This is a genomic window from Hyphomicrobiales bacterium, from assembly GCA_039989895.1.
GTDB lineage: Bacteria > Pseudomonadota > Alphaproteobacteria > Rhizobiales > JACESI01 > JACESI01.
This window is the reverse complement of record JBDXGY010000002.1, coordinates 19,916-39,622: the sequence shown is the minus strand read 5'-3', so window position 1 is coordinate 39,622 and position 19,707 is coordinate 19,916. Positions and strand designations below refer to the sequence as shown.

16 protein-coding genes and 2 pseudogenes are annotated in these 19,707 nt (G+C 46.7%); 3 read left to right on the top strand and 15 right to left on the bottom strand.

The window, feature by feature from the left end; translation table 11 throughout:
• Nucleotides 1-11: 11 nt before the first annotated feature.
• The 7 genes from ABJ081_00935 to ABJ081_00905 all read right to left on the bottom strand — a co-directional run bounded on the left by ABJ081_00935 (nt 12) and on the right by ABJ081_00905 (nt 7,706).
• On the bottom strand, nt 12-1,469 hold the full coding sequence (locus tag ABJ081_00935) for an efflux RND transporter periplasmic adaptor subunit (protein MEP6355228.1): 1,458 nt from the start codon (nt 1,467-1,469) through the stop codon (nt 12-14).
• A gap of 202 nt (nt 1,470-1,671) precedes the next feature.
• On the bottom strand, nt 1,672-3,027 hold the full coding sequence (locus tag ABJ081_00930; protein MEP6355227.1) for a HAMP domain-containing sensor histidine kinase: 1,356 nt from the start codon (nt 3,025-3,027) through the stop codon (nt 1,672-1,674).
• Nucleotides 3,024-3,746, bottom strand: coding sequence for a response regulator (locus ABJ081_00925; protein ID MEP6355226.1), 723 nt, complete (start codon nt 3,744-3,746; stop codon nt 3,024-3,026). The genes ABJ081_00930 and ABJ081_00925 overlap by 4 nt, the downstream gene beginning before the upstream one ends.
• A gap of 75 nt (nt 3,747-3,821) precedes the next feature.
• Nucleotides 3,822-4,346, bottom strand: coding sequence for a hypothetical protein (locus ABJ081_00920; GenBank protein ID MEP6355225.1), 525 nt, complete (start codon nt 4,344-4,346; stop codon nt 3,822-3,824).
• A gap of 192 nt (nt 4,347-4,538) precedes the next feature.
• A complete protein-coding gene (locus tag ABJ081_00915; GenBank protein ID MEP6355224.1) occupies nt 4,539-5,537 on the bottom strand; it encodes an Hsp33 family molecular chaperone in 999 nt (332 codons plus the stop codon).
• Nucleotides 5,538-5,550: 13 nt separating this feature from the next.
• Nucleotides 5,551-6,477, bottom strand: coding sequence for an ornithine carbamoyltransferase (gene argF / locus ABJ081_00910; GenBank protein MEP6355223.1), 927 nt, complete (start codon nt 6,475-6,477; stop codon nt 5,551-5,553).
• A gap of 44 nt (nt 6,478-6,521) precedes the next feature.
• Nucleotides 6,522-7,706: an aspartate aminotransferase family protein gene (locus ABJ081_00905; GenBank protein MEP6355222.1), complete on the bottom strand. Its 1,185-nt coding sequence runs from the start codon at nt 7,704-7,706 to the stop codon at nt 6,522-6,524.
• A gap of 419 nt (nt 7,707-8,125) precedes the next feature.
• Between ABJ081_00905 and ABJ081_00900 the strand changes: the two genes are divergently transcribed.
• Nucleotides 8,126-8,635 carry a GcrA family cell cycle regulator gene (locus tag ABJ081_00900; protein MEP6355221.1) on the top strand — a complete coding sequence of 170 codons (510 nt, stop codon included), beginning with the start codon at nt 8,126-8,128 and terminating at the stop codon, nt 8,633-8,635.
• A gap of 35 nt (nt 8,636-8,670) precedes the next feature.
• On the opposite strand, the gene phoB is transcribed toward ABJ081_00900, so the two are convergent.
• The 8 genes and pseudogenes from phoB to ABJ081_00860 all read right to left on the bottom strand — a co-directional run bounded on the left by phoB (nt 8,671) and on the right by ABJ081_00860 (nt 16,909).
• Entirely contained in the window at nt 8,671-9,378 is a 708-nt protein-coding gene (gene phoB / locus ABJ081_00895) for a phosphate regulon transcriptional regulator PhoB (protein MEP6355220.1), read from the bottom strand.
• Nucleotides 9,379-9,380: 2 nt separating this feature from the next.
• The gene (gene phoU, locus ABJ081_00890) at nt 9,381-10,097 is read right to left on the bottom strand and encodes a phosphate signaling complex protein PhoU (GenBank protein MEP6355219.1); all 717 of its coding nucleotides are present in this window, start codon (nt 10,095-10,097) and stop codon (nt 9,381-9,383) included.
• Between the two features lie 20 nt (nt 10,098-10,117).
• Nucleotides 10,118-10,906, bottom strand: a complete 789-nt coding sequence (gene pstB / locus ABJ081_00885; protein ID MEP6355218.1) for a phosphate ABC transporter ATP-binding protein PstB — start codon at nt 10,904-10,906, stop codon at nt 10,118-10,120.
• Between the two features lie 58 nt (nt 10,907-10,964).
• Nucleotides 10,965-11,759, bottom strand: a pseudogene (gene pstA, locus ABJ081_00880) (phosphate ABC transporter permease PstA).
• A gap of 546 nt (nt 11,760-12,305) precedes the next feature.
• Nucleotides 12,306-12,797 (bottom strand): annotated as a pseudogene (locus ABJ081_00875) (DUF3333 domain-containing protein).
• On the bottom strand, nt 12,790-14,256 hold the full coding sequence (gene pstC / locus ABJ081_00870; protein MEP6355217.1) for a phosphate ABC transporter permease subunit PstC: 1,467 nt from the start codon (nt 14,254-14,256) through the stop codon (nt 12,790-12,792). The pseudogene ABJ081_00875 and the gene pstC overlap by 8 nt, the downstream one beginning before the upstream one ends.
• A 104-nt stretch (nt 14,257-14,360) precedes the next feature.
• A complete protein-coding gene (locus ABJ081_00865; GenBank protein MEP6355216.1) occupies nt 14,361-15,386 on the bottom strand; it encodes a substrate-binding domain-containing protein in 1,026 nt (341 codons plus the stop codon).
• Nucleotides 15,387-15,574: 188 nt separating this feature from the next.
• Nucleotides 15,575-16,909, bottom strand: a complete 1,335-nt coding sequence (locus ABJ081_00860; GenBank protein ID MEP6355215.1) for an ATP-binding protein — start codon at nt 16,907-16,909, stop codon at nt 15,575-15,577.
• A 305-nt stretch (nt 16,910-17,214) separates the two neighbouring features.
• Here ABJ081_00860 and ABJ081_00855 point away from each other — a divergent pair, with 305 nt between their 5' ends.
• Together ABJ081_00855 and ppk2 are read left to right on the top strand one after the other, a co-directional pair.
• Complete coding sequence (locus ABJ081_00855; GenBank protein MEP6355214.1) at nt 17,215-18,495, top strand: outer membrane protein transport protein; 1,281 nt, start codon at nt 17,215-17,217, stop codon at nt 18,493-18,495.
• Between the two features lie 211 nt (nt 18,496-18,706).
• Entirely contained in the window at nt 18,707-19,606 is a 900-nt protein-coding gene (ppk2, locus tag ABJ081_00850; protein ID MEP6355213.1) for a polyphosphate kinase 2, read from the top strand.
• Nucleotides 19,607-19,707 lie beyond the last annotated feature (101 nt).

The following is a 19,707-nucleotide window of genomic DNA, read 5'->3' as shown; positions in this document are numbered from 1 at the left end:
CAATCAATCCTCTAGCTTCGTGGTTTAGTGCTCGATGATGCTGACGGTTTCTCTTGAGAAACTGTTTCCTTACCACTCTTTTCACCCGCATGACGAACCAAAAGCCCCTCACCAACTTCAGCTATTTGAGTAACAAGAACATCATCGCCTTCACGCAGACCGCCGGATACAATCACATAGGCCCCATCATAAACCGCAATCTTAACTGGTCGCGCTTCCAATCTATTTTCAGCACCCACGATATAGGCCACATTCCCTTCAAAAATCGCAGTTTCCGGCAATCGAAATGTTTTATCAAAAGTTTGATCGGGTACATCCACCTCGACAAAGGCTCCTGGGCGCAACCCATCATTTGTTGCATTTTTTTCAATCCTAGCAAAAACGGTAATGCCGCCACGATTTGCCGCAATCTGCGCCCCCACACGATCTATCGAGGCTTCATAGGAATTTTGGGACACACCCACATTCCAGTTCACCTTTATTTTTCGCCCTTCAAGGCGTTGCCCACTATTGATCAAACGGCCATATTGCGCATCTGACAACACAAAGCGCGCATCAAGCGTATCAGCCTCAAATAGTGTAATAAGAGAAAGAGCCGTGGTAATTGTTTGACCCACCTCCACATTCATAGCCTGAACAATCGCGTCAAATGGCGCCTTAAGCGTCGTATTGATGAGTTCTTGTTCCGCATTTTTTATCGTTACTTCAAGGCGCTGTACAACCGCTTCACGGGCCCCAATTTGTGCTTTTTGAATAGCGATATTCGCACCACTCGATTGAAAAGCAGCTTTGCGTTGACTGACGACCAATTCGCGCTCTTCCACAGCACGCCGTGTGAGTGTGCCGGATCGCACCAAGCGCTTTGCCCGCTCAAGATCGGCTTCAGCAAGCTCAAGCTGTTCCTTTGAGCGTTTTAGGCCTGTCTCTTCCATCAACAAGCGCGCACGCGCTTCAATTAGGGATGCTTTGGCTTCTTGAAGATTAGCTTTGGCTTCATCGCGGGCAATTTCAAATCCAAATTTATTGATCACCACCAGTGGATCACCCTTTGAAACTCTACCACCCACTCTCAACGCCGTGTTCATTTCCACAACTTCGCCTGGAACGAGCGCCGTAATGTTCAATGTCCGACCGGCAACCACATCACCAAAAGCCGAGATCTTGGGTTGATGAGCCTGCGGCATCGCCCGCACAGTTTCAATTGTATAAACTGCCTCTTTTTGTGCCCGCTTAGGTCGCTCTTTGCGCGATTCCTGTAGCTCATTCATTAAAAAAGCAGCGCCAACAAGCACCACAGCCATGATGATAAATTGCAAAGTGCCCCGCGCAGCTAACACAGCAGCACGATAAGCAAAACCATCACTGGCATCAGCTCGCATGACTTCATTCATTGAAGCATCCACATCAGTGGATATTTCAGATGTGCCTCCACCCACGATAAGGTCCTTCGAAGAAGATGTCTTTTTCATCTCATTGCTTTCATGCGATCCAAGGTCAATGTTTTAGCGCCATCTTTGACCATCTATCAGTATATAGGGCGCTTTTCTCATGTAAAAATACAAAACCGAAGTAATATTAATATGATGACGATAATGAGCTGCCATTCCGTGATCTCTCATTCATAATTGCTTTAACTCTCAATCAACATCCATTACAGATTTTATGGCGCATCTATTTTTGCATTTCACTTATAAGGAATTTAAGCGTCACTTTCAGTCCTTTTTTCTCTCTGTTTTCTAGATGCAAATCCCCACCTTGTTCACGCAAGATCCCTCTCGCAATCGCCAAACCAAGACCCGAACCACCAGTTTCTCGATTTCGGGATGTTTCAAGTCTGACAAAACCATCCATGACCCGCTCAATATCTGGCTCAGGAATTCCCGGCCCTTCATCTTCAACAACGACCAAAGCTTCATTGGATGAAGTGCTCACACTTACATGAGCACGGGTACCGTATTTAATCGCGTTTTCAATAATATTTCGAACAGCACGCCGCGTAGGCGCGGGCCGCAGATTCACCAAAATCCGATCGGATGGTGCAATAGTTACATCTTCACCAAGATCCACTAAATCTAGTGCAACAGCATCCACAAGAGCAACAAGGTCAATATCCACTGAAGGGTCACTTGGGCGACCAATGCGCGCAAGCGACAAGATGTCTTCAAGTGTACAATTCATTTCATCAATACTATCAATCGCCTTTTGCCGCTCTCCAGCATCTGTAATAGCCTCAACACGTAACCGCAGTGACGCAAGTGGCGTACGAAGATCATGGCCCACAGCACCAAGCATGCGATCTTTCTCGCCAAGCATATCGCTTATGCGCAACTGCATCTTATTGAACGCTTCAATAAGCTGGCGAATATCTGACGGACCCGCCACTAGAACCGGGCCTTCATTTGTCGCTCCACCAAACCGCGTTGCCGTTTGTGTGAGCGCTTTCAATGGACGAGTCGCACGATTGCCAATCCATAAAACAGCGATCAATAGCACAATAAAAATAACGAATGTTTGGATCAAAAGGCGTACGATAAGTTTAGGGCCTTCAGCGCGATAGGAGGCACGAACATTGAGCCAATTGTTGGTGGGAAGTTGCACCGAAATGATGAGTAGCGACCTTGGAGGCCCGTCAGGGGCAGCACCAGGATAGGCGCTTGGTCGAGGTCTGCTGTTTTTGATCACACGTGCCCGCACATCCAACACGTTTAATTCTAACTCTTGGAATCTCATTTTAACGTGACGCTCAATAGCATCCGCACGGGAATCATCGACCTCAATCAGGCTGTCATCAGATGCGAAGGCGGCACGACGACCGGCACGGCCTTGCCTTTGAAACAAGGGTTGGCCATTTTCGACCCGTTCAACAGCATCAACGAGACGTGCGATTGCCGGACTAATCACCTGATTTTCTCTTGCTTGCCAGCGCTCCGCGAATAAAAATCCAAAATTAATCAGTTGCGCAATCAACAAAGCAACCCCCACCAATAGGGCCATTTGTCCAGCGAGTTTTTTGGGCCATAGTTTCATAACTGAGTCACATCCGATATAAATGTATAACCCCCACCCCATACAGTCTTGAGGAGTTTGGGTTGTTTCGGATCTTCTTCGATTTTTTTACGAAGACGCAAAACCTGATTATCAATCGCGCGATCAAAAGCTTCGGCCTCGCGGCCTTGCGTCAAATCAAGCAGCTGATCACGGGTCATCACCTGTCTTGGGTGTGTAACCAAAACAAGCAGCAAATTATATTCACCTGTTGATAGGGGAACCATCACACCATCGCGATCGACTAAAGCACGTTCACTGGTTTTCAAAACCCAACCCTCAAAAGCATAGCTATCCACATCCTTTGAGGTGACAGAATGCCCTCCGCCACTGGTGCGCCGCATAACAGCCTTTATGCGCGCAAGAAGTTCGCGCGGATTAAAAGGTTTGGTCAAATAATCATCCGCCCCCATTTCAAGGCCGATAATGCGCTCTGTCTCTTCTGCCTTAGCTGTTAGAAAAATAATCGGGAGTTCTCTCATTTCACGCATATGACGACACAAACTTAAACCATCTTCACCCGGCATCATGATATCGAGAATAGCCAAATCAATCGCATAGGCCGCAAATGCCATGCGTGCTTCTTCTGCACTTTGTGACTGGGTGACACGATAGCCATTTTTTTCAAGATAGGCTGCCAAAGGCTCTCTAATCGAGGCCTCATCTTCCACTAGCAACAAATGAGGTTTGTTATTGCTCATCAATTTCTCCAAAGCAAAACGGCACCTTGACCAGTTAAGTCGCGATGCCGTCTTTACACAATAGACCCGCGCCGCTTATTCCGGTTTTGCTTTAGGGCCATGCTTTTTGTGTTTAGCATATGCAGCTTGGCGCTCTTGTGCACTCACCACATCATCATTGTTTGTATCGATGCGATCAAAGCGCTTAAAAGCACGCGCTTCAAATTCTGCTTTATCGATCACACCATCTTGATTGGCATCCAACTTAGCGTGGCGTCCATGATGCTTGCCACCCTTTTTGCCGCCCTTACCATGATATTTATCAGTTTGAACTTGAAACTCTTCAGGAGAAAGAGAGCCGTTGCCATCTGTATCTAATTTAGCAAAGCGTTCTGCTCTCCTGTCAGCACGCGCTGCTTTTCTTTCTTCTTTGGTAATGCTGCCATCACCATCTTTATCAAGCTTCGCAAAACGTTTGCCGACATGAGCCGACAGCTCCGCGCGGGTAAGATTGCCATCTTTATTAGTATCAGCCGCTTTCATGCCGTGAGACTGGGCAAAAGCAATGCTTGATGCCACAAAAGATATCAAAGCTGTTGTGAGAATAAGTGTCTTTTTCATTGGGAGTATCCTTTCAGAGGTGAGCAGTTTTTCCAACTGCCATGCCACACTATTTAAAGTGTAGATGTCGCCCAAATATGTCATATCAATAAAAAATTGTCGTAATTTGTCGCAACCACACCATCGCAACCATTACTACTAAACAATTGTGAAGCGCACACAATATTCAAAGCAAGAATAAACCCGCCGCCATTATTTTGGTGACGGTAATTCATCCGGTGCAATTGAGTAATCCGTGCCGCAAAATTCACATTTCACCTGAATTTTTCCGTTCTCAGCCGCCTCATCAAGCTCAGCTTTTGACATCGCCCGCAATACAGACCAAATCTTCTCACTAGAGCATGAGCATTTATCAAAAACCATTTGTGGGGGGAAAAGACGCAAACTCTGTTCATGAAAAAGACGGAAAAGAAGCCGCTCCGAGCTTATATCCGGATCAATCAGCTCATCATCTTTAATGGTCGCAAAAAGACTTTGAGCCTCTATCCATGCGTTATCATCTTCGACCACCGTCTGGCCTTCATCACCATCCCCGCCATGTAGGTCACGCTGCTTGATGCGATCCTCAGATTCGGGCAAAAATTGCACAAGCGCACCGCCCGCCCTCCAACTGCGGCGGGCCTCACCATCCACATTACTCACAAGTTCGGCAACACTCAGCCGTACACGAGTTGGAATTTGCTCTGACTGGATGAAATAAGCATGGGCCACCCCTTCAAGGCTGTCACCCTCAAGCGCCACCATACCTTGATAGCGATTCATAAACTCGCCCTGATCAATGGTCATAGCCAGCACACCTTTGCCGAGCAATTGCTCAGGGGCGATTTCGTCTTTTTCAATGGCAAGTGCCAAGGCCGCGTCGTCAAACCGCGCATGAGCACGAATATCGCCGGGCGCTTTAAAATCAACCACCAGCAAAGCAACTGGACCATCGGTCTGGGCTTGCATAATCAATTGACCGTCAAATTTCATAGCCGTGCCAAGGAGCGCAGTAAGAACAATCATCTCACCTAAAAGGCGTGCAACAGGTGCGGGATAATCATGGCGTGTAACAATCGCATCAAAGGCGGCGCCCATTTGCACGGCGCGTCCACGCGCATCCAAATTTTCAATCGCAAAAGGCACAACCGCATCATCACCTGCAAAGGTGATGGTATTGATATCAAGCGCCGTGTCTTGTGAAAGCTTCATAAGCCTCTCATCGCTATTCGCTACCGCTCATACACCAAGCAAGAATACTTTTTTGCGCATGAAGTCTATTTTCGGCTTCATCAAAAACAACAGATTGCGGACCATCCATAACAGACGTCGTCACTTCTTCTTCGCGGTGAGCCGGCAGACAATGCATAAAAATCGCAGATGATTTTGCCTCTGCCATCAAACGGTCATTAACCTGATAAGGCATCAAAAGATTATGACGTTTCGCTTGCTCGTCATCACCCATTGAAACAAACGTATCGGTTATGACACAATCAGCACCTGCCACGGCTTCATAGGGATCATCAGTGAGCGAAAAGCGAACGCTTTCCGCCTCCGCCCAATCCATCACTTCATCAGTAGGGTTAAGCTCGGGTGGCGTTGCAGCAGCAAGTTCAAAATCAAACCGCCCAGCTGCATGAACCAAAGATGTCAAAACATTATTGCCATCCCCTGTCCATGCCAGTTTCTTGCCCTTGATGGCGCCAAGATGTTCCTCAAAGGTCATCACATCAGCCATAATCTGACAGGGGTGGCTATCATCAGTGAGGCCGTTCACAACCGGCACTGTCGCTGCCTCAGCCAATTCAATCAGGCGAGCGTGGTCGGTTGTGCGGATCATAATAGCATCAACATAGCGCGAGAGAACCCGAGCGGTATCACCGATCGTTTCACCTCGACCCATCTGCATCTCAGAGCCAGAAAGATAAATCGTCTCGCCGCCCAACTCCCGCATTCCCACATCAAAAGAAACACGGGTACGCGTGGATGGTTTATCAAAAATCATCGCAAGCATTTTGCCTTTAAGCGGCTGATAACCCATGCGTCCACCCACAAGCCTATCCGCTTTCATAGTACGGCCATGATCAATTATATAGCGAAGCGTTTGTGCATCGTGATTTTTTAAATCTAGGAAATGCCGAGGCTTACTCATCATGATTCTCGTCTTTTTTAATCAATAGGGGCAATAATATGGGATTAAGTATTTTTGGCACGAACAGTGGCACAAGCCATTTCAAGACGATCAATCGCTGCCTCAAAATCTTCATCCGTTGCATTAAGGGGCGGCAGAATACGCATGATATCCGTTCCAGCAGGAACACTCAATAATTTTGCTTCGCGCGCAGCCACAATAAAATCCATATTAAGCCCACGGGTTTTCAAACCAAGCAGCAAACCTTCACCGCGTACTTCTTCTAAAATATCAGAGTTGGTATCCACCAGACCAGCAAGCTTCTGCTTAAACATAAGCCCTTTGCGTTTCACCTCATCCATAAAACCATCAGCCAAAACCACATCCAAGACGGCGCAGCCTACAGCCATAGCAAGCGGATTGCCGCCATAAGTTGTTCCATGAATACCCGGTGTAATGCCCGTTGATGCTTCTTCATTGGCAAGACAAGCACCAACTGGAAAACCACCACCAATACCTTTGGCAACAGCCATCAAATCTGGCGCAACACCCGCCGCCTCATGAGCGAAAAAATGTCCCGTGCGGCCAACGCCACATTGCACTTCATCAAGAATCAAAAGAAGACCATGCTCATCGCATAATGCACGCAAACCCCGCAAGCATTCCGGCGGCACCGAGCGAATGCCGCCCTCGCCTTGAATTGGCTCTACAAGAATGGCCGCTGTTTTATCGCTGATGGCCGCTTTCAGCGCCTCATGGTCATTAAAAGGTACTTGGTCGAACCCATCCATATGAGGACCAAAGCCTTCAAGATATTTATCCTTGCCGCCTGCGGCTATTGTTGCCAGCGTACGGCCATGAAAAGCGCCTTCAAAAGTAATAATCCGATTACGCTCCGCATCACCCTTGCGCCAATGATAACGCCGCGCTGTTTTGATTGCCGTTTCCATTGCCTCTGCACCGGAATTTACAAAAAAGGCGCGGTCAGCAAAGGTTGCCGCGATCAAGCGATCAGCAAGCTCATTTTGTTCTGCAACATCATAAAGGTTTGATAGGTGCCAAATACCTTCAGCCTGTTTTTTAAGTGCTTCAACCAGATGTGGATGACCATGGCCCAATGAATTCACAGCAATGCCTGCCCCAAAATCCAGATAGCGCTCGCCCGTATCTGTGGTCAGCCATGCCCCATCGCCTGATGCGAATGTCAGCGGTATACGATTGTATGCATTATAGAGTGCGGGCGAGACCATGATTTTACTGCCGTTAATTGATTATTGAACGTATAAAAAATAAAAAAAGCCGCCCTGAAGCAGGCGGCTTCCTAATTTACATTAATTTAGCACATTCCAAGACTGTTTTGTCAAGATTAACAAGCAGCTCTTGGCAATCACCACTCAAGACTCGCATAAGTTGTAGCCGACGGAAAAGACTCGTTTTACATAGTTGCACTATCCCTTGAATTGGGGACAAATTAAACAATCGTTAACTTTTGACGCCTTCACGTTTGCGGTGGTGTCGAACGATATAGTAGCGTTAAAGTTGAAACGAAGCACACTTTGCGGCGCGGCAGTCCTAAAAAGTACACACACCAATATGGCTTATCAAAAATGATCGGCCGTACACGGTGAAGGATTCTGCCCAGTGAAAAAGACTTGGAGAGGATATCAGTATGTCAACTTGGACAGATGACCGGGTAGAAATTCTTAAAAAACTTTGGGCTGAAGGTTTAAGTGCCAGTCAAATAGCCAGAGAGCTTGGTGGCGTCACACGTAATGCTGTGATTGGTAAAGTTCACCGCCTCAAATTATCAGGTCGCGGCAAGACATCAAATGTTTCAAGCCGTCCTCGCCAACCACGCTCATCATCGAATACATCCAAGTCAAGACAACAAAGTGGTGGCACTGTTGGAAATGCAGCTTTGAAAATAAACCCCGAAGCACGTCCTGATGCCGCACCCGCCCCACGCGTCTCCCAATATGAAGAACTGGTTATTCCTTTTGGGGAACGCGCTAATATCACAGATTTAACAGAACATACCTGCCGCTGGCCAATTGGTGATCCACAATCATCCGAATTTCATTACTGCGGTCGCAAATCAGACGAAGACACCCCTTACTGCAGCTACCACAGCCGCATAGCTTACCAGCCAAGCTCAGAAAGACGTCAGAAAAGAGCGTAAAGTCTAACGCCTAAAAAGACGCCTTAACATAAGAATCAAGCAGTAAATTCTTTCGAAAAATTATCATCAAAGGCATAACCCGATCCTCGCACCGTGCGGATCGGGTCTTTCATGCGCGACTTATTAATCGATTTGCGCAACCGGCCAATATGAACATCGACAGTACGCTCATCCACATAGATATCCCGACCCCATACGCCGTCAAGCAATTGCTGACGGGAAAACACACGCCCTGGCCTGTGCATTAAAAATTCTAAAAGTCTAAATTCAGTCGGCCCCAGATGAATTTCACGCCCGCCGCGATAAATCCGATGAATCTCACGATCTAATTCGATATCACCGGATTTAAGCGTTGAAGCGACGACTTCTGGCTTCGCCCGTCGCAACATAGCGCTCACCCGTGCCATCAATTCTGGCACCGAAAAAGGCTTGACGACGTAATCATCAGCCCCTTCTTCAAAACCACGCAGCCGCTCGGTCTCTTCGCCGCGCGCGGTCAACATAATAATAGGCAGTGTGCGCGTTTCATCGCGCATTCGTAACCGTCGACAAAGCTCGATGCCGGAAACACCCGGCAACATCCAATCCAATATTAAAAGATCTGGAACCACCTCTTGTAAATAAAGCTCCGCCTCATCACCACGACTGACAACATCCACATCATAATCAAGTGCTTCAAGATTATACCGCAGCAATAGACTTAAAGGTTCTTCATCTTCAACGATCAGAACTTTAGGCGTCATGGTCAGGCATCCCCATTCATAACCGGCGCCATCTTCTCATAGACCTTCTTGCGCGGATCCGTCATGGTTTGGCCTGTTTCAAGATAAACAACTGTTTCAGCAATATTGGTTGCATGGTCTCCAATCCGCTCAATATTTTTAGCGCAAAATAAGAGATGGGTGCAAAAAGTAATATTACGCGGATCTTCCATCATATAGGTCAAAAGTTCGCGAAACACAGAGGTATAAAATTCATCAAGCTGTTCATCGCGAAGCCACACCGCATTAGCCATATCAACGTCACGCGCTGCAAAAGCATCCAACACATCTTTTAACTGGGCAAGACCAAGGTTCGTTAAATTCTCAATACCATGAATGAGCTTGGTTTTCATGCCCTGCCCATCAAGATCGATTACACGGCGCGCAATATTTTTTGCCATATCACCAACCCGCTCAAGATCATTAGAAATACGAATGCAAGAGATGATGATGCGCAAATCCTGCGCCATTGGTTGACGCTTCGCTATTGTTAAAATAGCCGCCTCATCAACCTCGCGCTGGATTGTATCAATAGCGCGGTCTTGCTCGATAATACGACGTGCCGCGTCGATATCCATACGCGCGAGAGCTTCCACGCTTTCGCCCACCATACGTTCCACCTTACCACCCATTTCAGAAATACGAGAGGTGAGGTGCATCAACTCATTATCGAATGCGCTTACTATATGATCAGACATAATTTGTGCCTTCTTTTCTCAATTTAGCCAATACGACCTGTAATATAATCTTGCGTTCTTGGATCATTTGGACTGGTAAAAATATCATCCGTCATGCCCTCTTCCACAAGATTACCCAAGTGAAAAAATGCCGTACGCTGTGACACGCGCGCCGCCTGCTGCATAGAGTGTGTGACGATCACAATCGTATAATTTTGACGAAGTTCATCTATCAATTCTTCGACTTTGGCTGTCGCAATCGGATCAAGCGCTGAACAAGGTTCATCCATCAAAATAACTTCAGGGCTGACAGCAATAGCGCGCGCAATACAAAGGCGCTGCTGCTGACCACCAGAAAGGCCAGTACCCGCTGAATCAAGACGATCTTTGACCTCTTCCCATAGGCCTGCTTTTTTCAAACTGGTCTCAACAATTTCTTCTAATTCAGCTTTGTTTTTCACAAACCCATGAATGCGCGGGCCATAGGCTACATTTTCAAAAATAGACTTGGGAAAAGGGTTCGGCTTTTGAAACACCATACCCACACGGGCACGCAGCTCCACCACATCCACATTCTTATCATAAACATCTTTGCCATCAAGCGTGATATCACCGCTAACACGGCAAATATCTATCGTATCATTCATCCGGTTTAAGCACCGCAAGAATGTAGACTTGCCGCACCCTGAGGGGCCAATAAGAGCGGTTACCTGACAATCTCTGACATCAATATTCACGTCGAAAAGCGCCTGTTTTTGTCCATAAAAGACAGAGACTTTATCGCCGCGCATTTTAATTTTTGGATCAGACATTGTTGCCTCTACTTTTGTCATTGCGACCTTGCTTAATTTACCAATTTGGCTTGCTTCTATATTCATTTGCATTACCCCGCTACCAGCGTCGCTCAAATCGTTTGCGCAAGATAACAGCAAGCGCATTCATCGTGATGAGAAATGCTAACAGCACAAGAATGGCTGCCGAGGTTTTTTGTTGGAATGCCGGTTCTGGAAAATCAGCCCACATGAAAATTTGCACTGGCAAGACCGTTGCTGGATCTAGCGGGCCGCCCGGAATATCAACAATAAAGGCCACCATGCCGATCATCAAAAGCGGCGCCGTCTCGCCAAGCGCCTGCGCCATGCCGATAATCGTACCCGTCAAAATACCCGGCATCGCTAGGGGAAGAACGTGATGCGTTACCGTTTGCAGTTTAGAAGCACCAACGCCAAGCGCTGCCTCTCGTATAGAAGGCGGCACCGAACGCAGGGCAGCGCGCGAGGCAATAATAATGGTTGGCAAGGTCATTAAAGCCAGTACCATGCCACCAACAAGAGGGGCTGATCGCGGCAACCCGAACACATTCAAGAACATGGCAAGACCAAGCAAACCAAACACAATCGAAGGCACCGCCGCCAGATTGTTGATATTGACTTCAATAATCTGGGTGAGTTTGTTTTTTGGAGCAAATTCTTCAAGATAAATTGCAGCTGCCACACCAATCGGAAAGGATAGAAGCAAGGTCACAATCATCGTATATAACGATCCCATGATCGCACCCAAAATACCCGCTTGTTCTGGTTCGCGACTGGCGCCTGATGTAAAGAACACCGAATTGAACTTCGATTCAATCAGCCCTTGTTCCCTCATATAATCCAACCATACGATTTCTTTATCTGAGAGCTTTCGGTTGTCTTCTGGCTTTTCCATAACCTCCAAAGACCAAGCCCCCTTTGCCGCAGCTTCATTGGTTTTCAAAGGCACCAAAACATCACCGGTGACGCCAGTGCTGGAAATATTTGTCACCTTCACCACGCCACTATTAATACGGATAATAAATGACGGAACTTGCGACGTAAGTGGCTCGCTGTCACCTGTGGCCTTAATCCGCGCTTCCAGCGCTTCAGCCTTTTTCGTGTCCGCCTCAATTAAAGAGATCGCGTTTTGAAGATCATTCTTCAGGCCATCAAACCGTGATTGCAAAACTTCCCGCTCTTTACCGCTGGCAGCATTGAGCCGATCTTGCATCGCCGTAATCTGACCCTCAAGTCTGATTTGTGAACGTCCCTTAGCATTAATTTTGACGCGAAGTTTTTCCAATTCGAAGACAAGGTTATCCTTGATCACTCGATTGACTGCATCAAAATCATTCGTCGTTGAAAGAATTTTAATCGATCCCTCAACCCCTGTTGGAGTGGCAATGCCTGTGGTTGACAATGTTTTGCGCTTTGTCACTTGGTCTTTAAAATAAAGATCACCAACATCATCGAGTTGAACTGGAATTATCGCATTACTGCCGATAAGTAAGGGGTCACTCAATACTGCTTCACGTATTTGAATCCCCGCATCAGAAGTCAGCAGGCGATTGCGCGCCCGCCGATCTTTTCGCCCTTTTGCAAAAGGCACAACGGCCTTCATAGCATCACGCGCAATGACGCCATAATTTGCCTGACCGATAATCACCGCATCACCCGTTTGGTCAGGATCAATGGCGGATTGTTCAAGTGAAACTGGCAAATTCATATAGTGATAGGTGAAAGCCAAATAGGCATTTCCAACAATGGTCCAAAGCAAAAGCACAAGAAACAAAACGGCAAGCAGAACCGCACTCATGCCCGCATATTTGAACTTTGCCTCACTGCGGTACCGCGCTTTGAGGCGCTCATGTGCCGCCTTTGAGGTATGCAGGTCAGGCGCCTGCGCTTTGGAGGACGATTGATCAGTCATATTGCTCACGGTATTTTTGGACTACCCGAAGGGCGACTATATTGAGCGCAAGCGTAACGCAAAAGAGCATCAAGCCAAGCGCGAAGGCGGCTAGTGTTTTAGCGGAATCAAACTCCTGATCCCCCACAAGAAGAGTTACAATCTGAACCGTCACAGTTGTCACAGCTTCAAGCGGGTTGATGGTCAAATTGGCGGCAAGGCCTGCTGCCATCACCACAATCATCGTCTCGCCAATTGCCCGCGAAATCGCAAGAATGAGTGCAGACACAATACCCGGAAGAGCCGCTGGCAGCACAACCCTGCGAATAGTTTCAGATTTCGTCGCCCCAAGCCCCGCAGATCCATCACGCAAGGCCTGCGGCACCGCATTGATCACATCATCCGACAAGGAGGAGATAAAGGGAATAATCATGATCCCCATAACAACACCCGCTGCCAAAGCACTTTCGGAAGACGCTGGAATAACAAAACCAAACCAGCTATCCGTATATATACTCAGCCAGTCAAAAAAATTCCTAATAAAAGGCGCAACCGTCAAAGCGGCGAAAAAGCCATAGACCACGGTTGGGATACCGGCCAAAACTTCCAATATAGGTTTAGCCATGGAGCGCACACGCGTGCTCGCATAATCAGAGAGATAAATCGCAGCCAAAAGACCAACAGGAGCGGCCACCGAAATAGCAATCACTGTGATCAGTAATGTTCCGGCAAGAAGAGGAATTGCACCAAATACTTCGCCATTTCGCTTTGCAGCTTCAGCCAATTCTGCAGGTGATGCCCCAGCAGCCTCATAGGCGCTTTGCGGACTCCAGTGAATACCAAACAGAAAATCAAGAAAAGGCACTTTTTGAAAGAAAAGATAAGACTCAAACACCAACGACAAAACAATGCCCAAAGTCGTTAAAACGGCAACACCAGAGGCCGCAATAAGCGCCACCATACTGACACGCTCAACCACATGGCGCGTTCTTTTATGAGCTGTAATTTGCGCATAGCCATAGTAAAAACCGCCAGCAACAAGCAAGACAACAAGCCCGCGCAACAACCAGTTTGCGCCCGCCATCAGTGATGAAACATATGCCCCAGCCGCAACACGCACCTCATCACCATTACTGGCGATCCCACCTATTGCCAGCGCCTTCGCATCACGCAAAAAGGCTTCCTTTTGTGGCAATGAAAGAGAGGCAAGCTTATCAGCAAATTGATGACTGATAGCGCCATCAATATAATGAGGCAGGCCAAGTGACCAAGCAATCAAAAGAGCTAAAGAGGGCAAAACAGCCCAAAGGCCGAGATAAGAACCATGATAACCTGGAAGAGAATGGAGAGAACGCGAATTTCCCTCAACCACGCTCAAAGCGCGCCTGCAGCCAATGAAATAGCCCGCCACAAAAACAACAACGAGCCAAAATAAAATAGAAGAGAAAAGAGCGCTAGCAATCTGACTAATCAACACCATAGATGGCAGCCCTTACACTTAATTTCAAAAACTAATTTCAAAAATCACACCGCCGATCATGAGAGAATGATGACCGGCGGCGCAGGTTAAATACTCATCGCGCCCTAGAGTGCAAGCGGGGTCAAATTTTTAGCAGATTCAGCGATTGCAGCACGATCAGCTTCGGGAAGTGGGATCAAGCCTTTATCAGAAAGATAGCCCTCATCGCCCCATGTGCCTGCATTGGTGAACTCAGCCACAAACTCAGCAATACCGGATATCACACCAACATGTTCTTTTTTCACATAGAAAAAGAGTGATCGTGAAATAGGATAATCACCGGCTGCGATTAACTCAAATTCGGGCTCCACACCACCGACACTTGCCCCTTTGAGCTTATCAGCATTTTGATCCAAAAATGAGAAACCAAAAATACCGAGAGCAGCTGGATTAGCTTCAAGCTTTTGAACGATTAGATTATCGTTTTCACCCGCCTCAATAAACGCTCCATCTTCGCGAATGTTTTTAGCGATTGCTTGGAATGCTTTTTTGTCTTCTTTACGAAGGGCGGCAAGTGTATCAAATTTCTTAGCTCCACCGCGCATTGCAATTTCAACGAAAGCATCACGCGTGCCTGATGTTGGAGGCGGCCCAAGAACTTCAATTTTCAACGAAGGCAATGATGCGTCAATATCTGACCATTTTTTGTAAGGGTTTGGGACCATTTTGCCGTCGACAGGCACATTTTTAGCAAGCGCTTGGAAGATAAGCTTACGAGTCAATGAAAACGTTTCACCCGATTTTGCATTGGCAAGAACAATGCCGTCGAAGCCGATTTTAACTTCGACTGGTGTCACGCCGTTTTCAACGCATTTTGTAAATTCTTTGTCTTTAATACGACGCGATGCATTTGTGATGTCTGGCGACCCTTCGCCAACACCTGAACAAAAGAGTTTCATGCCGCCACCTGAACCGGTTGCTTCAACAACCGGTGTTGTGAACGATGTTTTCTTACCAAATTGCTCAGCAACCGCAGTCGAAAATGGGAAAACGGTTGAAGAACCAACAATAGAAATTTTGTCGCGCGCCTGTGCAGCACCTGAAACAAGCAAAGCACCAAGAGCTACACTGAGAATAGCTGTTTTTTTCATTTTACATCTCCCTGTGAGTGATTTGAAAGGCCGCACCGCTTGGTTAAGAGAAGAGTAGCAGCGCCAGCCATACGACTTTCATCCTCTGATTTTCAGATTTTGAAAACACGCATAATCTAAAACCTCTAGAATGCCTTTTTGTGACATTAACATGACAGTTAGATGACAGTATTAGTTATTGTTTTTACTTATATATTTTGATTATCAGATGTATGTTCCAGCTTTAAAAAATAGATCTTAAAACTTGTGCCTTCGCCCTTGGTGCTAATAATCTTCAAATACGCCTGATGACGGGCCAGTATATGTTTAACCACAGCAAGACCAAGGCCAGTCCCCATCTTTGCTTTGCTTTCTTCTGCATCCACCCGATAAAACCGCTCAGTCAATCGCGGTATATGCACGCTATCAATCCCTTTGCCGTAGTCTTGAACATCTATCATATAGCACTCACGGCCTTTTTTATCGAATTCAACAGGGGCTGGTACCTCTAAAACGCTGACATCGACGCTTTTCCCATCGCCGCCATATTTGATGGCATTTTCAAGTAAATTTCCCACTGCCTGAACCAATTCATCTTGATCGCCGCGCACCATGAAAAGGCCATCGTTCATTTTAATATTGACCTTAAGCTGCGCTTCTTTGGCAAGCGGGGCCATGGCATCAGTGACATGATTGACAATCGCCGCCAGATTGACCTCATTTGTGGGTCGCAAATGGCTACGCATTTCAATTCTACTGAGAGATAGTAAATCACCGACAAGCCGTCCCATGCGTTGAGATTGCTCAAGCATAATTTTCAAAAACCTCTCACGGCTCACCTCGTCATCCTTTGCGGGGCCAAGTAAAGTTTCAATAAAACCTGTCAGTGAGGCAATCGGCGTGCGCAGCTCATGGCTTACATTGGCGATAAATTCACTACGAAATTCCTCAAGCCGATAACGCTCAGTTTGCTCCAACATCACCACACAAATAAAATCCGGACCCGGTGCTGCCTCATGATAGCTAGATAAGACTATAGGTGACATATGGATCAGATAATGCCGTTCTGTCGGGAACCGCTCTCGATAGGGAATCGATACAGACAGACCGTTTGCTTTAACGTCACTGAGGGCGCTTGCTACATCAGGATTGCGAAATTTCTGCGTCAGCAATTCACCTTTTGTGATCGTGCCGAAGGCATCCCGCATTGGAGTATTTGTATGTCGAACCATCCCCTCCCCATCAAGCACAACGCAGGGTTCGGGAATAGCATTCACAAACATTTTCACCTGTGTCGCAGGCCAAATAGATCGCTGCTTCTTCTCTGCTGTTATCCCAAGCGCCTTAACCTCTTTCGTCTTTCGCCATGAAAACGCAATGACACCGCACAACAACACATAAGCCAAAATTAACATGCGCTCACTGTCCGGCCAGCGGCTGGAAAAAAACAGAAACACCACGGCAAGAGCAATCAAAAGCCAACGGGCCTCCAATAGCCGCCCTATCAGCAAAGAGCGCGTGGAAGTATTCTCATTATCGCTCACAGGATGGTCCACCATAATCGTTTTCAGCTTCTAGCGCATTAATTATATGATTTACAAGAACCCTTCCCTTACGGAAGTTATCCATCACGAAAAATTTACAATATTCCTTCCCTTACGGAAGTTAATTATCATAACCAACAAGCAAATCATTATTTTATAAGAGATATTATATTTATCATTAAAGTAATTATGCTCTTAAATTATATTTATTATTAGACAAGCCCAAATTTTTTTATAGTATTTCTATTTAGGAGTATGCATTGCTTAATTAAATGGGCATATTTGAAAAATTCTAGGAGGGTTTAATGTCGAAGGTTTTCTTTTTCTCAGGAACTATTGGGCTGGCAATGGTAGCAAGTACGGCCGCGATATCTGGTGGGTTTTCACGCGGGGGTGTTGATTTCAGCCTACTTTATTCCGACAAAAAGATTGAAAGCGAAGCCGGCTTTCGATTTGTTGCCCCACAAAGAACCATCGATTCAGCGACACGCCTTGTAAATACCAGTAACTTATTTGGCACCACAACAGCACCTATTACCACAACAGATAATGACGTAACTGGCGGGTTTTTTGTGCCTAAAGCGGCTTTTAAAGTTGGCATTGGTGATCATGGTGATTGTGTTGGCACATTTTCCACACCTTTTGGCGCGGATGTAGAAAATGGCCTCAACACGGCGCTCTCTGGAAATATAGTCGAATTTGAAATTGATACCAAAGATTATGGCCTCACCTGTTCTGCCAAGTTCAATGTTGGCACAACACCCCTTGGTGAAGGGCGTCTACGAGTGATTGGGGGTGGGTCGTTTCTTCAGTTTGAAGGCTTCTTAAGCCGCCAGAGTCTCGTTGATTTTGTAGGCATTCCAGGAGCTGCTCTACCAGCCTTTGTTACCGGGCTGGACGCGCAAGGTGTGGGTTTATTCGAGCTTGAAGACAACGCTTTTGGTTGGCGCGCGGGTCTTGCTTATGAAATTCCGAAAAGCGCTGTTCGCGTGTCTGCTGTTTATTCTTCATCTTATGATATTGATGCCAGTGGAACGGTGGATATTAGCGACTTCAACACACCAGTAGCTCTTGCAAACCCAACTTCGCCAATTTCTTTAAGCACCGTACTTCCACAGCAGATCGACGTTAACATCCAGTCTGGCATCAATGAAAAGACATTGGCATTTGCACGCTTCAACTGGACCGATTGGAGCGAGCTTGGTTCAATTCCTGTGGAAGGCGTACTCAGTGCTGTTAGCGGCGCTCCCCTGCCAACCTCGTTTGATCCGCTCTTTCAAGATGGCTACACGATAACGGGCGGGCTGGGGCGCACCATTACCGAAAATCTGTCTGGTCAGTTGGCGATTACATGGGACCGCGGCACGTCAAGCACACGTGGTTCGCAGTCCGATACATGGCTTTTATCAACAGGCCTCAACTACAAGGTAGGCGATAACATCTCAGCGCAATTAGGCGGTGCGGTCGGTGTTTTGACATCCGGCTCCACACCCGGCCTTGGTGGTGACCCAACTACAGCAACGGCACAAACCTTCGGCAATGACTTCATTGGCGCATTCACAGCAAATGCAAAAATCAGCTTCTAATGATAATAACGCGCAGGCCATAGACCTGCGCGTCACGCATCTTCTGATCCAACAAACATAAGCAATGAACACCGTCTGCAGCCCTCTCAATAAAGCCCAGTAGAAATTATTACTTCAATAGTTTTTACTCAGAAAACCAATCTTCATCATCTTTTCCATCAAAACTTGTTCTTGATGCTCGCAGCGTTAAAATATGCACAAAGCAATGAGCATGAGTGGCAAAATCAAGGTAACGATGACGATGACAAAAAAACAAAGCAATGACCCTCTTAAATTTTTTGATCTTGAAAACCCTGATCTCGCTAAGGAAATCAAGGAGGCGGCCTTTGAATCAGGTGGATACCCTTATTCTAAAAAACTAAAGCGCAAAGATTATGAAAAGCAGTTAGCGCCTTTACAAGTTGAACTCGTGAAACTGCAAAAATGGGTGCGCGAGACAGGCGAACGCATTGTCATTGTTTTTGAAGGGCGCGATGCCGCTGGCAAGGGCGGCACCATTCACGCCATCAAAGAGTTCCAAAACCCCCGCACCACCCGTGTCATCGCTCTATCCAAACCAACCGAGCGCGAACAGGGTGAGATTTATTATCAACGCTACATGCGCCACATGCCATCATCTGGCGAAATCGTCCTGTTTGATCGCTCTTGGTATAATCGCGGGGGCGTAGAGCCAGTGATGGGATTTTGCACCCCAAAGCAGCACGAGCACTTTTTAAAAGAAACTCCACGTTTTGAAGACGTGCTGGTGGATGACGGCATCAAACTTTTCAAAATCTGGCTCAATGTAGGGCAGGAAATGCAACTGCAGCGCTTTCATGACCGTCGCCATAACCCTCTGAAAGTTTGGAAGCTTTCACCCATAGATATCAAAGCACTTGATAAATGGGACGATTACACCAAAGCCCGTGACATTATGCTGACAAAGACACACTCCAAACACGCGCCATGGACCATCATCCGCTCAAACGACAAAAAACGCGCAAGGCTCAATGCCATACGTCACTTATTACTCTCGATCGATTATGAAGGAAAAAATCTCGATGTCATCGGCAGCTTAGACCCAAATATTATCGGCTTTGGGCCTGATTTTCTTCATGTTGGAGATGAGTAAACCAACCAACTAAACACTTGATTTAATTGTAAATTGCTATTTAGAATAATTCTAAGTTATTGAAATTACTAATTTTTTTATAATTAGAATCTTGACTCATT

Excerpts from the sequence above, each read along its gene's own strand:
- ABJ081_00855 (MEP6355214.1), top strand. The coding sequence starts at position 17,215 with ATGTCGAAGGTTTTCTTTTTCTCAGGAACTATTGGGCTGGCAATGGTA.
- ABJ081_00925 (MEP6355226.1), bottom strand. The coding sequence starts at position 3,746 with ATGAGCAATAACAAACCTCATTTGTTGCTAGTGGAAGATGAGGCCTCG.
- ABJ081_00930 (MEP6355227.1), bottom strand. The coding sequence starts at position 3,027 with ATGAAACTATGGCCCAAAAAACTCGCTGGACAAATGGCCCTATTGGTG.
- phoB (MEP6355220.1), bottom strand. The coding sequence starts at position 9,378 with ATGACGCCTAAAGTTCTGATCGTTGAAGATGAAGAACCTTTAAGTCTA.
- ABJ081_00935 (MEP6355228.1), bottom strand. The coding sequence starts at position 1,469 with ATGAAAAAGACATCTTCTTCGAAGGACCTTATCGTGGGTGGAGGCACA.
- ABJ081_00905 (MEP6355222.1), bottom strand. The coding sequence starts at position 7,706 with ATGGTCTCGCCCGCACTCTATAATGCATACAATCGTATACCGCTGACA.
- argF (MEP6355223.1), bottom strand. The coding sequence starts at position 6,477 with ATGAGTAAGCCTCGGCATTTCCTAGATTTAAAAAATCACGATGCACAA.
- ABJ081_00915 (MEP6355224.1), bottom strand. The coding sequence starts at position 5,537 with ATGAAGCTTTCACAAGACACGGCGCTTGATATCAATACCATCACCTTT.
- ppk2 (MEP6355213.1), top strand. The coding sequence starts at position 18,707 with ATGAGTGGCAAAATCAAGGTAACGATGACGATGACAAAAAAACAAAGC.
- pstB (MEP6355218.1), bottom strand. The coding sequence starts at position 10,906 with ATGACAAAAGTAGAGGCAACAATGTCTGATCCAAAAATTAAAATGCGC.
- ABJ081_00900 (MEP6355221.1), top strand. The coding sequence starts at position 8,126 with ATGTCAACTTGGACAGATGACCGGGTAGAAATTCTTAAAAAACTTTGG.
- pstC (MEP6355217.1), bottom strand. The coding sequence starts at position 14,256 with ATGGTGTTGATTAGTCAGATTGCTAGCGCTCTTTTCTCTTCTATTTTA.
- ABJ081_00920 (MEP6355225.1), bottom strand. The coding sequence starts at position 4,346 with ATGAAAAAGACACTTATTCTCACAACAGCTTTGATATCTTTTGTGGCA.
- ABJ081_00865 (MEP6355216.1), bottom strand. The coding sequence starts at position 15,386 with ATGAAAAAAACAGCTATTCTCAGTGTAGCTCTTGGTGCTTTGCTTGTT.